Annotated in this window: 9 protein-coding genes; 7 read left to right on the top strand and 2 right to left on the bottom strand. The window is 44.3% G+C overall.

Annotation, left to right across the window (positions count from 1 at the left end; translation table 11 throughout):
• Nucleotides 1-55 precede the first annotated feature (55 nt).
• The 7 genes from IQ31_RS20670 to IQ31_RS20640 all read left to right on the top strand — a co-directional run bounded on the left by IQ31_RS20670 (nt 56) and on the right by IQ31_RS20640 (nt 16237).
• Nucleotides 56-3958, top strand: a complete 3903-nt coding sequence (locus IQ31_RS20670; RefSeq protein WP_145329770.1) for a hybrid sensor histidine kinase/response regulator transcription factor — start codon at nt 56-58, stop codon at nt 3956-3958.
• Nucleotides 3959-4107: 149 nt separating this feature from the next.
• On the top strand, nt 4108-6684 hold the full coding sequence (locus IQ31_RS20665; protein ID WP_145329768.1) for a glycoside hydrolase family 5 protein: 2577 nt from the start codon (nt 4108-4110) through the stop codon (nt 6682-6684).
• Nucleotides 6685-6884: 200 nt separating this feature from the next.
• Complete coding sequence (locus tag IQ31_RS20660; protein ID WP_208734335.1) at nt 6885-9869, top strand: SusC/RagA family TonB-linked outer membrane protein; 2985 nt, start codon at nt 6885-6887, stop codon at nt 9867-9869.
• 32 nt (nt 9870-9901) lie between these two features.
• Complete coding sequence (locus tag IQ31_RS20655) at nt 9902-11467, top strand: RagB/SusD family nutrient uptake outer membrane protein (RefSeq protein WP_145329766.1); 1566 nt, start codon at nt 9902-9904, stop codon at nt 11465-11467.
• Between the two features lie 113 nt (nt 11468-11580).
• A complete protein-coding gene (locus IQ31_RS20650; RefSeq protein WP_158638936.1) occupies nt 11581-12633 on the top strand; it encodes a DUF5111 domain-containing protein in 1053 nt (350 codons plus the stop codon).
• A 36-nt stretch (nt 12634-12669) separates the two neighbouring features.
• Nucleotides 12670-13692, top strand: coding sequence for a glycoside hydrolase family 53 protein (locus IQ31_RS20645; RefSeq protein ID WP_145329762.1), 1023 nt, complete (start codon nt 12670-12672; stop codon nt 13690-13692).
• A 64-nt stretch (nt 13693-13756) separates the two neighbouring features.
• On the top strand, nt 13757-16237 hold the full coding sequence (locus IQ31_RS20640; protein WP_145329760.1) for a glycoside hydrolase family 2 TIM barrel-domain containing protein: 2481 nt from the start codon (nt 13757-13759) through the stop codon (nt 16235-16237).
• A gap of 98 nt (nt 16238-16335) precedes the next feature.
• On the opposite strand, the gene IQ31_RS20635 is transcribed toward IQ31_RS20640, so the two are convergent.
• Together IQ31_RS20635 and IQ31_RS20630 are read right to left on the bottom strand one after the other, a co-directional pair.
• On the bottom strand, nt 16336-17073 hold the full coding sequence (locus IQ31_RS20635; protein WP_145329758.1) for a hypothetical protein: 738 nt from the start codon (nt 17071-17073) through the stop codon (nt 16336-16338).
• Nucleotides 17054-17434: a hypothetical protein gene (locus IQ31_RS20630; protein ID WP_088162356.1), complete on the bottom strand. Its 381-nt coding sequence runs from the start codon at nt 17432-17434 to the stop codon at nt 17054-17056. Before IQ31_RS20630 ends, IQ31_RS20635 begins: the two co-directional genes overlap by 20 nt.
• Between the last annotated feature and the right edge of the window lie 321 nt (nt 17435-17755).

Here is a 17755-nt window from a genome sequence, read left to right as displayed (position 1 = left end):
AATAAGTGGTATTCCATTTGAAATAATTAAGTTTGTGGTATAGCGCTTATAAAAAATGCAATCTCTTTATTTCTATTGGTTACTTGTCTGTTCCTTCGTGGGTACGGCTGTTTTCGGGCAATCGCTGGATTATCCCTCTTTTCGCAATATTTCCTTGGGAACGAATGCAAATACAGTCCACTCTTTTGCACAGGATAGCTTGGGGATGCTTTGGCTCGGAAGTAACAATGGCTTATTTAATTATGATGGCTATGCGCTGCAGCCGCTCACGGGGACCAAATCTCCTTTTCAGACTTTCGTTTACTGCATTGCACTGATCGATAATAAACATTTCGCATTGGGGACAGGGCAGGGGGTGCTGCTCTATAACTATCAGTTCGACCGATTTGAATCTTTTCCGGCAGGGGGACCTGGAGATGTCAGGTCTTTGCTCCTTGTTGGAGATACCTTGTGGATCGGTTCAATAAGTGGTTTGTATTGCTATAATACCAAGACACGTAAACTTATCGATTATCAGAATTCATTTCCAAAGAACAAATCAAAAACCGCCGTGTATGCACTGGAAAAGGTGGGCGATAGAATCTTAATCGGTACGTATAATGGACTTTTTGAATTAAATCCATCAAAAAAAGATATTGTGCCTCTACCGCTCCCAGATTATAGGCCGGGGAGTAATCAATTTGTGAATTCTATATTCTCTATTCCGGAATCAGCAAGTACCTATGTTGGAACAGAATATGGCCTGTATCGCTATAATACGAAGAACCATACGCTTCAGAAAACTCCGGTACTACAAAATCATCCCATCAAAGCGATGGCTTCCAAAGATTCCAACACCTTGCTTGTCGGTACGGATGATGGTCTTTTTACGTATCAGCTGGATCAGCAGTTGGTCAAACGGATCAAACATGATTCCCGCAATAGAAACTCGCTGGCCAATAACATCGTGTGGAGTATCTTTAAGGATCGGTCGGAAAATATCTGGCTGGGTACCGATCTGGGATTTTCCTTATGGTCCAACCGCAAGGTGGAAAAAATACTGCCGATCTATCAATTGACAGCGAGCAGCGATGGCAACCGTTTTTATAAAATTAACAAGGATCGCAATGGCTGGTATTGGTTGGGAGGCGATAATGGTTTGATTCGTGTACGTGGGCTGGACGACAAAAATACGGAAAGCAGCTGGTACCGTATGGATGCCAAGACCTATCGTCTGGCACACAACCGTATCCGGGATATATTTGAGGATCATACGGGATTGGTGTGGATAGCTTCCGACGGTGGCGTCAATGTGTTTGATGCACATACGAAACAGTTTAAAACCTTTACACTTGTCGATGCCAGTGGAAGACGAAATGCGAAATGGTCGTACGACATCTTGCAAGATGGACAAGATAATCTCTGGGTGGCCTCCTATATGGGGGGAATATTTGTCGTCAACCGAAGCCGTTTATTGGAGGCGACGGGCCCGGTCATAGCAAGCCGTAATTTCAGTAAAGCTGACGGTCTTCTGGAAGATTTTGCCAATCAGATCGTTGACAATGGAAGGGGGAAGATCTTAGCGCTGTTCTATAATAAGGGGATCAGTAGCATTGATGTGGCCACAGGGAAAATAACGGAGATTAAAGACAGCGCAGGGCATGCATTGGATCAGGCGACCTTTATGCTGAAGGATGGGCAGCAAACGGTGTGGGTAGGGGAACATGGCGAATTGAGGCGTATTGCTCCGGATGGGAAAAATACATTGGTTCGTTTTGATCCTGTTGGTAAAGGAGAAGTAACTGCCATGGCTGAGGTCAAAGAAAGCATCTGGCTGGCAACGAGTACTGGCGTGTGGCAGGTTAATAAGCAGAGTTTAAAAACTGAATTGTTAAGATACGGACAAAGAATATCCTCAATGTACTACGATGCCGAGCGGGAACAAGTGGTGCTGGGCGGAATTGATGAGGTGGTCCTGTTGCCCGCGCAAAATGAGCTAGCGGATCTGGATGGTTCCAAAAAGATTGTGCTCACCGCAATGTATGTCAATAATGAACGTTTCGGTAATTACGACTATGGCTTACGGTATAAAAACGAGATCACTTTGGCGCATGATCAGAATAACCTCCGGCTTGAATTTTCCGATTTGGATTATGGGAATCATTTGGGCTATCGCCTAGCTTATGCTTTTAAAGGAAAAAATGAAACCTGGATTCCGATGGAACGGGGTGATAACAAAGTGCTTCTGTCCAACTTAAGTTCGGGTAACTACGACCTTCAGTTGGCTAAAGTGGATGTCGCCGGTCATGTTGTGTCGGAGATTTATACCTACCATATTCAGATCCGTTATCCATGGTATGCAAGCTATTGGGCCAAAACTGTTTACGCCCTCATTGTTATTTTCCTGCTATTTTGGGTTGTCAATTTTTTCAGGGTTCGCAGTACGCTAAAATGGGAAAGGCGCGAACGAAGGAAGGTACTTGAGCTCACAAAGATGAAAATGGACTTCCTGACAGCTGTGTCGCATGAGCTGAAAACCCCGCTAAGTCTGATTTTGGCTCCTGTCAGCCAAATGATGCGGCAGACAAAAAACAGTGACAAAAAGAAGCAGTTGGACGGTGTTCATCGAAATGCCTTAAAAATAAGCCATCTCATTCAGGAATTGATGACTTTTGATCAGGTCGAGCAGCAGCAGACGCCCTTGCAGGGCTTGCTTACCTCTCAGGTGGATCTGGTCGCCTATAGCAGACAAATTATAGCTGACTGGCAGCAGATACCTGAGTACAGTACCGTCCATATTGGCTTTGTTACCGATGTAGAGAGCTTTTTTATACAGACCGATGTAGCCAAACTGGGATCGATTCTCAACAACCTCATCGCTAATGCTTGTAAGTATAATCGTCCGGAGGGTGGCGTGGAACTGCGGCTGAAAGGAATTGGTCCAGATGTCAAGCTTGTCGTTCGGGATACGGGAATTGGTATAGCACCTGAAGACCTACCTTATGTATTTAGCAAATTCTATCGTTCTTCCCTGAAAGAAGTGAGTGCTGTACAGGGCACGGGCGTTGGTCTGTACCTTGTCAAAAGTTATTGTGAACAGTTGGGCTGGACCGTTGATATAGCGAGCGATCAAAATGGCACAGCCGTAACGCTTAGTTGGAAACATGACCATGTAAACGATGAGGATGCGACCGATAGCATACCGGTAGGGGCTAAACGAAAACTACTGATCGTCGAAGATAATGCCGAACTCGCTGATTTTTTACGAAATGCCATGCAGCCACATTACGATTGCCGCATTGTGAGTGATGGTAGCGAGGGCTTACGCTTGATCGACGGACATAGTTTTGTGCCCGACATTATTCTCACGGATGCCATGATGCCCAATATGGGGGGGATTGAAATGGTGAAAAAACTACGACAAAATATCGTGACGGCAACCATTCCGATTATTTTGCTGACAGCACAAAACGATGAGCTGATCAGACGCGAGTGGGTTGCCGTCGGCATAGATGCTTATATGGCGAAACCTTTTGATCTGGACTTGCTCCAGATACAGCTATTGCAGCTCTTGGATAGGAAAGATAAGATTGTCGCTCAATTGCGTATCGACGAAATCAGTAAACCCACAGAAGCAATAGCTGTACATTCACCGGATGAAAAATTTCTGACCAATGTGACACAGCTGATCGAAGAAAATTTAGACGATTCCGAATTTTCGGTGCAGCGGCTCAGTGAGCTGACGGATGTCGCCGCCAGACAACTCCATCGTAAAATTAAGCAACTAACAGGCTATACACCGGTGGAGTATATACGCAGCATTCGTATCAAGAAAGCAGCGCTGTTATTACAGCAAAAAAAGTTTACCGTTTCCGAGGTGATGTATATGGTCGGATTCTCCAATGCTTCTTATTTCTCAAAATGTTTTCAATCGGAATTTGGGATGTCACCAAAGGTGTATATGGAAGGTTATTTGTAATTGGTTGATTGTTAGTATTGTTTGTTGTTTTGGGTGGTTGGGAATGTCCAATTTGTGTTGTTCTTTGTCCGATATGTGGCTTTAAAAAATAATCACGTTTGATAGGTTTGTAAGAGTAATAACCAAAAAATTATAAATCGATACAATCCATGCGTGTAATTATTTTATGCTGCTTTGCTCTTTTGGGCTATGTCAATTCTTACGCTCAATCGAAGGCTATTAAAAAGGTCCCTACCGTTTTTGTCGACCGTGAAGGTGTCATGCGCTGGTCCGACTCCAAAGCTGAAGCTTCATTTTATGGCGTCAATTATACCGTTCCTTTTGCCCATGCCTTTCGGGCTTTACACGATAAAGGCATCGATCGAAAGCGGGCTATTGATCGGGACGTTTACCACTTCGCCCGTTTGGGATATAATGCTTATCGTATCCATATTTGGGATGTAGAAATCTCCGATAAAAATGGTAACCTGATCAGCAATGAACACCTTGATCTATTGGATTATCTACTTTTTAAACTTCAGGAAAGGGGAATTAGGATCCTGATTACGGGAATGACCAATTTTGGTAATGGTTATCCTGAAAGAAATATAAATACAGATGCATTTACGTATCATTATGATAAGTGTGCGGTTCATGCTAATCCACAGGCGATAGCTGCTCAAGAAAAATACATTACCCAGTTACTTCATCATGTCAACCCGTATACCGGAAATGCTTATCAGACGGACCCTTACATCATAGGCTTTGAAATAAATAATGAACCTTGCCATACAGGTGCCATTCAGACAACATCGGACTATATCGGTCGAATGGTGAAGGCCATGAAGAAAAGCGGGAATAAAAAACCGATTTTCTACAATGTAAGTCATAATATGGAACATGTTAAGGCTTATTTTGATGCTGATATTCAGGGCACAACTTATCAATGGTATCCCGTGGGACTGGTTGCTGGACGGGAACGTCAGGGGAATTTTCTTCCTTACATTGATCAGTACGACATTCCTTTTTCAAACTTGACAGGCTTCGCCAACAAAGCGAAGGCGGTTTACGAATATGATCCTGCTGATAATCTCTACAGCTACATGCATCCCGCAATGAGCCGCACATTTCGTTCGGCGGGATTTCAGTGGATCACTCAGTTTGCTTACGATCCGATGGATATTGCAGCCTACAATACCGAATATCAGACACATTATCTCAATTTGGCTTATACCCCGGCAAAAGCACTGAGTACCATGATCGCTGCGGAGGTAGCTTATACGATACCAAGAAATAAAAAGTTTGAACAGTATCCTCAAGACACCCTATTTGGCGATTTTAGCGTCAGTTATGAGCAGGATCTCTCCGTGATGAATGCGCAGGATAAGTATTTTTACACCAATAATACGACAGTAAGGCCTTTAAATCCAACGAAATTGCAACATATTGCCGGTCATGGTTCATCACCTGTGGTGGAATACCGTGGATCTGGTGCTTATTTTTTAGATCGACTGGAAGATGGTCTATGGCGTTTGGAGGTTATGCCGGATGCAGAAAAAATCGCTGATCCTTTTGCTAAGCCATCGCTCGATCGGGAGGTGGTACATATCCTGTATCGGTCACAGATGATCGATATTCGGATTCCTGATCTAGGCGACCTGTTTACCGTCCGGTCACTGGTAGGAAAAAATGACACCGATGAAGCTATTTCAGTTGCTAAAACAAGTTTTAGCGTTAAGCCTGGAGTATATCTGTTAAAGCGTAAGAATATCCAGCTGAAAAATAGCTGGCTAGCTTCCTCGCCCTGGAAAAATGGCTATTTGGGCGAATATTACGCGCCAAAAACTGAAGCGCTGAAGCTACCTCTATTGATACACCAGCAGCCCAAAGTATTGGAAAAAGGGCGCTCTACCAAATTGCAGTTCCGTTATGTTTTTGAAAAACAGCCCGATTCCATTATTCTACAAACGGATCAGGTTTCGTTTTGGAAAGATCATAATCCCTACATCAAGTTGATCTCCAAAGATAACTGTACCTATGAAGCGGATGTCCCGGCATCCTTATTCGTGGGCAATGAATTGAAATATACAGCTCTTGTGTTTGTGGATGGTGAAAAAATTACCTATCCTGATAATCAGACTGGAGCACCGCTGGATTGGAATTATCGTGTCAATAGTTATTGGACGGTGGGTTTAAATGAGCAGCGGGCGCCTATAGGGCTTTTTGAGTCCTTGTCCAAAGTCTCTTCTTTGGAAACTTTCGCTATTCCAGAAACGGCTTACATGACTGCGCAACGGGAGCATCATGATCTCAGTAAAGTTCCTTTTTGGACCTATACTTTTCATGCTAAGGATTCTGGGGTACAGTATTTTTGGGTAAAAGATATCAAATCGACAATTGCTGAACGGCCTGCGGGTATCGCTGCTGCCACAAAACTCTGTATACTCTTGAAACATGAGGGCGGGAATCCGCTACTGAATGCTGGGTTTGTTACAAAAAAAGGGTATACCTATGTGGAAAACATAGCTATTGGGACATCGGGCGAATCTTTGGTCCGTATGGATCTAGCCGACTTAAAGCTTGTGCCTACGGCTTTGCTACCTGCTCCTTATCCTGTATTTCTTGAACGGTTTTTTAAACCTACAGTTCAGGCTCAATTTGACAAAAGGGAGATCGAAAAACTAATCGTTTCAGGCGAAAAGATGGAAGGGGTGGTACTATCCATAGCTGCGATATGGCTCGAATAGCGATACAGCTGCATAATTCCACGGATCATTAGGTCATGGATAATAATCCGTCAGGCTGTAAGGATCAAGGTTTGGAGCAGGACGACGACCTGAAAAAACGGCGGCGTTTTTTAGGGGAATGCTTAAATAAAGCGATAAGGAGTACAAAAAATATAATAAAGGGAAAGAAAACAATTATAAACACATCTAAATTTTAAACAATGAAGGGTTTTGCATTTAAAACAAGTTTATTGGGCTTGTCCTTGCTATCCTGTCTTGGGGAAACGCAGCTTTATGCTGCAACGAAAGGGGAAAGCAAGTGGATCGGGTCGATGCAACAACAGGATGTCCGTGGGGTGGTCCGCAACGAGCAAGGGCAGGTGATGGCAGGTGTTACTGTATTGGTGGCCGGAACTACGGTGGGCACTTCAACAGCGAGTGATGGCTCGTACCGTATCTCATTGCCCAAGGGTAAATCCCAACTTCTATTTTCTGTTGTAGGCTACAGTAGCCAAACCTTGACGGTGGTAGGGGGAACATCCGTGGATGTCAGTATGGTGCCTGCGGGAAATGTGCTGGAAGAGCTCGTCATCGTAGGTTACGGTAGCACAACAAAAAAGGATCTAACCGGTGCCGTAAACACGGTCGGAAGCAAGGATTTTAACAGTGGACTTGTCGGCTCTCCCGAACAGCTGATCAATGGAAAAACAGCTGGTGTGCAGGTGATGTCCAACAGCGGTTCTCCTTCTTCCGGGAGTACGATACGTATCCGTGGGGGAGCCTCCTTGAGTGCCAGCAACGATCCATTGATCGTATTGGATGGGGTACCGCTAGAGACTGGTGGTATTAGTGGCAATAGTGGCAATTTTCTAAGTCTGATCAACCCGAATGATATCGAAAGCATGACGGTGCTCAAAGATGCGTCATCGACAGCAATATATGGATCCCGAGCATCAAACGGGGTATTATTGATAACAACAAAGAAGGGTAAAGGAGATGCTTTACGGCTTTCTTTCTCTTCAATCGTGTCCATGCAGCAGGCTATGGGAGTGGCTGATATGATGTCGCGCGATGAATTTGCCTCGCTCATCAATACCAAAGGGAGCACTGCCCAAAAGGCATTATTGTGCAATGCCTCAACAGATTGGCTGTCTGAGGTTTTTCAGGATGCCATGGGGACGGATAATAACTTAAGTCTACAGGGAAAGATCGGTAAAACCTTGCCTTTTCGTACATCGGTGGGCTATTATAATCAGCAAGGGACTTTGCGTACCGACAAAACGGAGCGCGTGACGGGCGCTTTGGTATTAAATCCCACTTTTTTTAATAAACACCTGACCGTAAATTTAAATGTTAAAGGTGCCCATAACAACAACGCATTTGCCAATACCGATGCGATATGGTCTGCTGTAGCGTTTAATCCTACGCAACCGATTTATTCTGGGGCAGATGCTTATGGCGGCTATTACGAGAGTTTGGATAATGCGGGTCTTCCGGCAACAGGTGCAAACCTCAATCCACTGGGATTGCTCAAGCAGGAAAAACACCGTAGTACAGTCAATAGAGCCGTGGGTAACCTTGACCTCGATTATAAATTCCATCTGCTGCCTGAATTGAAAGCGCACGTAACACTCGGATATGACTATGCCAAAGGGAATGGATCGAATCTTATTCCGGCAAGTGCGGCCAATAATTTTACGATCGGAGGCGCTTTTGACCGTTATGAACAGACGCTTAAAAATAAATTGTTTACAGGCTATCTAAACTATAATAAGTTCTTCCCGGAAATTAAAAGTACAATTGACGTGACAGCAGGCCACGATTATCAATATTGGAGTGCCCGACGGCCACCTATCGTATACTATAACGAAGCTGGTGATATACGCTCGACTGCTATTGCATCTGACGAAAGACATACCCTGATTTCTTGGTACGGACGGATCAACTACAATTACGATAGCCGTTATTTATTGACCGCTACGGTCCGTAAGGATGGAACTTCCCGATTCAGTCCCGAAAACCGCTGGGGAACATTTCCGTCAGTCGCCTTGGCCTGGCGTCTTTCGCAGGAGTCTTTCATGAAAGGAATCTCTTTCATGGACGATCTAAAGCTCCGGGCGAGTTACGGTGTTACAGGGCAGCAGGAAGGAATCGGAAATTACGAATATTTGCCGGTATACAATTTGGGAACAGCCTATGCACAGTATCGTTTCGGCGATCAGTACCATTTGGTGTATAGACCATCGGTTTACAATCGGGACTTACGCTGGGAAACGACCAAAGCATTTAACTACGGCCTGGATTTCGCTTTCTGGAAAAACAGGCTGTCTGGTGCAATTGACTATTACACAAGAAAAACACATGATCTATTGGCCAATGTGCCTGTAGCCGCAGGAACCAATTTTGATCAGAACGCGACTATCAACGTAGGTAATGTTGAAAGTAGTGGCTTCGAATTTCAACTGAATACCGTGCCCATACAAAAGGATAATTTGCGCTGGGAAGTCAATTTCAATGCGACTAATCAGCATACAAAAGTAACCAATATAGCTTTGGTGCAGGATGCGAATGCCATAGGAACTTATGTGGGACCGAATGTCAGTGGCCGTGGTATACAGATTCTGACAACGGGGTATCAGCCTTACATGTTTTATGTCTACAAACAGTTGTACAATGAGGCTGGCAAGCCGCTCGAAGGTGTATATGCGGATCTGAATGGTGATGGAGCGATCAACGAAAAAGACTTGTATCGCTATCAATCGCCCGCGGCAAAATGGCTCTTTGGTTTCAATACGCAGTTAACTTACAAAAAATGGACAGCAGCAACGACACTACGCGCAAATTTGGGTAACTACGTATTCAATAATACCAAAATGAATCTTAGTGCTTGGGAAACAGTTCAATATGTGGATGCATCGATCAACAACTTACACCGGGATTACTTAAATACCCAGTTTCAGACCAGACAGTATTATTCGGATTTTTACGTCGAAAATGCTTCCTTCCTTCGGATGGAAAACGTGTCGGTGAACTATAATTTTGGTCAGGTGGGTAAGATCTCCAATCTACGTGTGGGTGCGGTAGCTCAGAATATTTTTATTGTGAGCAAATATAGCGGTATGGACTCTGAGGTTCCGAGTGGCTTCGACAGTTCGTTCTACCCACGCTCAAGAACTTTCTCCTTGAGTCTCAATATGGATTTTTAATGGCTACCTCAAAAAAGAAAACTTATATAGCGATGAAAAATATAAAAAGATATTGTTTTGGATTGTTGTGTTTAATCGCATTGCTGCAATCCTGTACAAAGGACTTAAACCAGTATCCCACTGTAGAAACTACTTCGGAGTCGGTATACACCTCTGTGGATGGTTACCGGGCTGTGCTTGCTAAATTGTATGCCTCATTTGCCGTTGCGGGCAATGGACGTGGTGATGCCGATCCGGATATGGCGGGCAGCACGGCTTCTTGGGGGTACCTTCGGGTGTACTTTAACTTGCAGGAGGTACCGACTGATGAGGTGATCTATACATGGGCAGGAGGCGACAATATGACCGATATCCAGTATATGACCTGGGGAGCTTCCGATACCTGGGTCAATGCCATGTATTATCGGATCTATTATACGGTAGCCATCTGTAATGAATTTCTACGGAATGCAACAACAGAGAAGCTGGCGACTTTTAATTCGGCCGAGCAGGCACAAATTTTGGAGTTCGCAGCCGAAGCGCGTTTTCTGCGTGCATTGGCCTATAGTCATGCCATGGACCTTTATGGGAACGTTCCTTTTGTGACTGAAAAGGATCCGGTAGCTGCATTTTTTCCACCACGGATGACACGGGCTGATCTCTTTGCATTTATTGAAAAAGAATTGACAGAGGTCGAAACGATCTTACCGGAAGCACGTCAAAATGAGTATGGCCGGGTAAGCCGTGCTGCCGCCTGGTCCCTATTGGCCAAGAATTATCTGAATGCGCAGGTCTATACGGGCACAGCACGTAATGCCGAATGCCTGAACTATGCGAAAAAAGTGATTGATGCCGGATATTCCTTAAATGCGAATTATAAGCAGGTATTTAATGCTGATAATGATAAGCGGACCAATGAAATTATTTTCCCGATAGAGGCCGATGTAGCGTATACAACGACTTGGGGAGCGACAACCTATCTTGTCAACGGCCCTATTGTTGGGAGCATGAAATCATCGGATTACGGTGTGCTTTCCGGCTGGAATAGTTTTCGTACACTTCGCGAATTTGTGGCACTCTTTCAGGTGGAAGACAAAAGAGGTGATTTTTGGAAAAATGGCCAGTCCCTGGATGTCGAAGATCCCGCTGCCTCGAGCCAGGGCTATGGGCTTGTTAAGTTTACAAATTTGAAAGATGATGGCACCTATACCACAGATGAAGGTTTGGTAAGTACTGATTTCCCGATGATCCGCTTGGCCGACGTGTATCTAATGTATGCAGAGGCCGTACTGCGCGGTGGCGGAGGAAGTGTACAGGAAGCGATCAGGTTGGTAAACAGTATCCGTCAGCGGGGGTATGGTAGTTCGGCCGGAGCCATTGACCAGGCGCAGCTAACACTGGATTTTATCCTCGCAGAACGCGGGCGTGAACTGTTTTGGGAGTGTACGCGTCGCACAGACCTGATTCGATTTGGGAAATTTACCGGCAGCGATTACCTCTGGCAATGGAAAGGCGGTGACATGAACGGCCGCTCTGTGGATGCGAAATTCAATCTGTATCCGATTCCAACCACTGATATGAGCGCTAACCCGAATTTGATCCAAAATCCTGGCTACTAGCGGTGGCTGGCATTAATAACTAAATCTATGGAGATATACGGCTATTTGAAAGCACATATGCTGCGAAGAGTATCCAGGTATTCCCATATGGACTTTTAAAGATAATGATACATATGAAACAATTGACACTCTATATCCTGGTGTTGCTTTTCGTTGCCTGTAAAAAGGAGGGTGGAACACCGGCTGTCAGTGGGATAAAACCTGCAGTATTGTATAGCAGTACAACAGAACTGGTCTTAAAATCTACTGATCGCAAGGCCGTGGCCCTGCAGCTTGTCTGGGATGAGGCGATTTTGGCCAGCGATGAACCAATGGCGCAGTCGGCTTTAAAAAATAAAATAGAAATTGCTGCTGATCCATCTTTTTCTGCTGTCTCCAAAAGTATCGAACAGGTTGCAAGCTCGCTCAGCTATACGCATGAACAATTGAATAACCTTGTCACGGGAATGGGATTTTTGCCTGATGAAAAGAATGTGTTTTATGTCCGTATTGCTTCACGATTGGGAACCAATACAGATTGGCTCTACAGCAATGTGATCGCCCTGACTGTCACCGCTTACCAGCCCGTTGAGGATGCTGCCTATCTCTATCTATCAAATAAAGAGTTTACGCAATTTCCATGGAAACTGTGTTCGAGAAAGGAAGATGGTTTTTACGATGGTTTTGTGCGTCTCGACCAATGGTACAACTTCTATTTAACCAATGCGGAAAGTGCGAGTGCACCGCTCATCTATGGTTCTTATCCCCTGGATGGTAGCCAATATATCTTGTATAGCGGAGCTGATCGCTGGAATTGCTGGACGAGTAAAGGTGGATACTTATACTTGACAGCCGATGTCAATAAATTGGCCTGGAAAGAAACTTCCGTAGAATCCATGACGGTAACGGGCGATTTTAATGGTTGGAGTGCAACAGCAACACCAATGGTATATGACCAGACGGCGAAGGTTTGGAAAGCAACCATCACGACAACGGTAGCTGAACAATGGGGAATTAAGGTATTGATCAATGGCAGCTGGACTTGGTTTTTTGGCGCAGCAGAGGGCGATGGAAACTGTGCCTTGTATACGGCCGATGGAACTGGCTTCGCTTATAATAAGATCGGTACACATACCTTGATTCTTGATCTAAGCGATCCAAAACAATTTAAATATCATGTGGAATAATATAGATAGGGACGGGGTCTTAAATGAAATAATCGGATGAAAAAAATAAAAATAATGTTGGCCCTGATAAGCTTGTGTTTGGGCTTATCTGGCTGCAACGACAAAGATAATCTTCAGGTGGATGTACCTAAAACACATTTGGCAAAAGGTGCGGACGTGAGCTGGATTACTGAAATGGAAGCCTCAGGTGTGCAATTTTTTAATGCAGGAGGCAGCGCAGTGGATGGGCTGAAAATCTTGCGTGGACTGGGCATGGATGCGGTACGATTGCGTGTTTGGGTAGATCCTCAGCAAGGCTGGTGCAACAAGAATGATGTACTGGTCAAAGCTCGTCGTGCGCATCATCTGGGCATGCGTATTATGGTGGATTTTCATTACAGTGACACCTGGGCGGATCCGGGACAGCAGACAAAGCCTGCAGCTTGGAAGAGTTTATCGTTTGATGGTTTAAAGAAGGCTGTTAGTGATCATACAACGGAGGTTCTTCAATTGCTAAAAGATAGCGGTATCTCACCTGAATGGGTGCAGGTCGGTAATGAAACGGGCAATGGGATGCTTTGGGAAGATGGAAAAGCCTCTGTCAGTATGGCTAATTATGCCACATTGAATAATGCCGGCTATGATGCGGTAAAAGCAGTATTTCCGGCAGCAAAAGTGATCGTACACCTGCACAATGGATTTGACAATAACTTGTTTCGTTGGATGTTCGATGGTCTGAAAAACAACGGTGGGAAATGGGATGTGATTGGCATGTCACTTTACCCGACTCCAGCAAACTGGAAAGAGCGCAATGCAGCCTGCATCAGTAACATCAAAGATATGGTTGCCCGATACAATTCGGAAGTGATGATCTGCGAGGTGGGGATGAGCTGGGATGAAGCAGATAGTGCTGAAATATGGTTAAAGGATCTTTTCAACGCGGTCAATAGTGTGCCCGATCAGAAAGTACTGGGTATATTCTATTGGGAGCCTTTGGCGTATGGTGGGTGGAATGGTTATACCCTAGGTGCATTTGACAATAATGGGCGCCCAACAAAAGCATTGAATGCTTTTAAATAAGGTATATTTAAACCGCTGAATGACAATGAAAAAATTGAACTGTAGACTATAAACACCTGATTTGATGATGAGATTACTGCGTACGACTTACTTTTTGTTTCTTTTATTCCTACTTGTTCCGGGCAATTCGTACGGACAGTCTGCACGCCAATCCTTCTTGTTGGAGAAAAACTGGCGTTTTTTTCAGGGTGAGGTTGTTCATGGGGAATCAGTAGCACTAGATGATAGGGCCTGGAAGAAGGTCACTGTACCGCATGATTGGGCTATTTTTGGGCCTTTTGATCGATCACATGATCTGCAGGATGTTGCAGTGACACAAAATGGAGAGAAAAAGGCAACAGTAAAAACGGGCCGTACTGGCGGTTTGCCTTATGTGGGGGTGGGTTGGTATCGTACCAACTTTGATATTCCACAATTCGACCCCGTCAATAAACGCGTGGTCCTGAAATTTGATGGTGCAATGAGTGAAGCCCGGGTCTATGTCAATGGAAAGGAAGCCTGCTTTTGGCCCTACGGTTACAATGCTTTTCATTGTGATGTGACCGAATTTCTACATCAGGACGGGATGGATAATACGGTTGCTGTGCGGTTGGAAAATAAAGCACAGTCATCACGCTGGTATCCCGGTGCAGGACTTTATCGCAATGTGCATGTAATCGTGACGGAGAAGATCCATGTACCTGTTTGGGGGACGTATATCACGACGCCTTTTGTGTCGGACAGTCTAGCCTCAGTTAAGCTTGAAACCAGTTTGAAGAATGCTGATGGCAAGTTGGTACGAATGGTAACTGCGATTTTGGATGCGGCGGGACAGGTGGTTGCGCAGAAGGAAAACCAACAAAAACTAAATTATGGCAAGCCTTTCGTGCAAAATCTTGAAGTGATAAACCCTGCTCTCTGGAGCCCCGAACATCCAAATCTGTATCGGGCCTCCACGCAAGTATTTGTAGACGGTAAATTGACAGACAGTTTTGAAACCCGTTTTGGGATTCGGGAGGTACGTATTATTGCCGACCGGGGATTTATGTTAAATGGAAAGATCCGAAAGTTTCAGGGGGTATGTAATCATCACGATCTTGGACCATTGGGGGCTGCAATCAATGTTTCGGCTCTTCGTTATCAATTGGAATTACTCAAAGATATGGGCTGCGATGCCATTCGTACGGCACATAATATGCCAGCTCCGGAATTGGTTGCCCTATGTGACGAATTGGGCTTTATGCTGATGATTGAACCTTTTGACGAATGGGATATTGCGAAATGTAAAAATGGATATCATCGATTTTTTGCGGATTGGGCCGAACGGGATATGGTCAACATGATCCATCATTTTAGAAATAACCCTGCTGTCGTGATGTGGAGCATTGGAAATGAAGTGCCCACACAATGCAGTGCTGAAGGCTATAAAGTAGCTTCGTTTTTACAGGATATATGCCATCGTGAGGATCCGTCCCGACCAGTGACCTGCGGTATGGATCAGGTAAGCTGTGTGCTGGAAAATGGTTTTGCTAGTCTGTTGGATGTTCCGGGATTAAACTATCGTGCGCACCGTTACGAAGAGGCGTATGCCAAATTACCCCAAAATCTAGTGTTGGGTTCGGAAACGGCATCAACAGTGAGCTCGAGGGGCGTTTATAAATTTCCGGTGCTAAAAAAAGGTGATATGTTGTATTCCGATCATCAGTCGTCTTCTTACGATATGGAATATTGCTCTTGGTCCAACCTTCCGGATGAGGATTTTGCCCTGGCGGAAGATCATCATTGGACCATGGGGCAATTTGTCTGGACAGGCTTTGATTATCTTGGCGAACCTTCCCCTTATGATACCGATGCCTGGCCCAACCATAGTTCCATGTTCGGTATTATTGATCTGGCAAGCATTCCCAAAGACCGTTATTATCTGTACCGAAGTTTATGGAATAGAAATGAGCATACCCTGCATATACTTCCACATTGGACATGGCCTGAGCGTGTGGGGCAAGAAACCCCTGTCTTCGTGTATACAGATTATCCAAGTGCCGAACTTTTTATCAATGGGAAAAGTCAGGGAATACAGCGCAAGAGTAAGGCTTCTTTACAGGAGCGTTACCGCCTCATGTGGATGAATACGGTATACGAACCCGGAGAAGTCAAAGTCGTAGCTTACGATGAATCTGGAAAACCAGCGGCCGAAAAAATAATCCGTACGGCGGGAAAACCCTTCAGGATTGAAATGGATGCAGTTCTTGATTCCATTTCTGCTGATGGCCGTGCATTAGCCTACATCCGTGTCAAAGCAGTGGACAAAGCGGGGAACCTCTGCCCACGGGCCGCAGAACTGATCCAATTTGACGTAGTTGGCGATGGTACATTTAAAGCCTTGGCTAACGGTGATCCAACAAATCTAGAAGCTTTTCACAAACCGCAGATGCATTTATTCAATGGACAGCTTACCTTGATTGTTCAGGCAGGCGAAAAATCGGGAAAGATTCAGATAAAGGCGAAATGCAAAGGTTTAAAAGAGGGGGTATTAAACGTACAGACTGTAAATTCTAAAACGTTTTGACCGTAGCTTTTGTTTAAATGATACCTTAAATAAGTTAGTGCGTTGATTGTATTTTAACAGAAAGGCTAGATCGATATCGATCTAGCCTTTTTTGCGCATTATTTTCGCCTAATCTGTAGCTTGACACCTAGGGCGAGTCCAATGTAATCATCAAATTTAAGATACTTGTTCTGTACGCCGCTAACGAGGTAAAGATCGCTGGTATGAAGATCATAATAGAATTTTATGCCTTCAAAATAAGAACTGTTGGATTTGATTTTATAGCTGAAGTCCTGTCCTACAAAGATATTGATGCGTAGCCTGGTCGAAAACCGATAATAGCTATTCGGGTATTTGTCAGGTTCTTTATACCAAAATTGTTTACCCAAGGTCGTATTGAGATAAGCGCCGGTACGCAAGGGATGATAAGTAAACTGTTCACTGAGTTTAATTTCCCAAGGGGTATACGATTGACGCAGCGTTAAGGTAAGTTTAGCCCGGTCTGTATCGTATTTTGGTACATAGCCAAGCAGGAAATCTGTCGACCACTGCTTGTGTCGGCCATAATCCCAGCCTGTTCCGGCAGAAAGCAGTCCTATGGATCCTGCGTATTGAAGCATATAACTTGATGGAACAAGGCTAAAGGCGGCTTTTTTTAGTTCTTTAGTGCTCATGTTTCCCGTTTTGATGCTGTCCGTTGTGATGTTATTCTCCTGGAGGGTGTCCGTTTTGTTGCCAGCCAAGCTTGTTCCTGGGAGATATTGGTGTTCGGAAGCCTGAGCCATATTGTGAACTGAAAAGAAAAGGGTAACAAGCGCGAAAAATCGTATTTTTGATTTAGTAAGAAACAAGTTCATGGGTATAGTGGTCCTTAGTGATTGTAAAAATTAGAAATTGACGTTTACCGATATTGGGAGTACCGTAATAGATGATACCATCCTTAAAAATATCTTCTTTTTGATAGATATGATCGTGGCCATTGGTACAATAAAGGAGATTGGGGAATTGTTTTATACTGTATTGGAAGACCGAAGCTACATTGTTGTTGAACTGATCGGATGTGGGTCTGGCATGCATGACGACAACTGTTTGTTCAAAACGTGTGATATCTTTTTGGCGCTCTTGCTCAATAAATGAAAAGTCGGGAACGGGATTGGAGTAATCTGATTCCAGCGCATTGGTATTTAAACATAAGAATTTTGTTTTACCTGCAATCATATGTGTCCTAAATAAATTTTAGGATTGGATTTCTATGGTACAAGCATAGCTTTTTTCATCATTTCGATATTGACCCCTATTTTTCAATCTGCGAAGATCTTTAGCTGTCCCTTTTTTCCTTTTATAGGCGGCCTGAGAAAGGGATCATCTATCCATTGCCAGATGTTTATTTTCACGAAGATATTCATTCTGATGAATGCGACCAGATTGGACAGGTTCCAGTCATATTTGGCCTTTTTTTGCAAGTATTTTAACAGTAATATGCTAATGAGTGAAGTTCAGATCTGGATCATCACTGCATTTTCAGAAGTCCCTATGAAT

The sequence above is a fragment of the Sphingobacterium siyangense genome (assembly GCF_007830445.1).
Lineage (GTDB): Bacteria > Bacteroidota > Bacteroidia > Sphingobacteriales > Sphingobacteriaceae > Sphingobacterium > Sphingobacterium siyangense.
The sequence above is the reverse complement of the archived record's forward strand: the minus strand, read 5'-3'. Positions and strand labels throughout refer to the sequence as shown.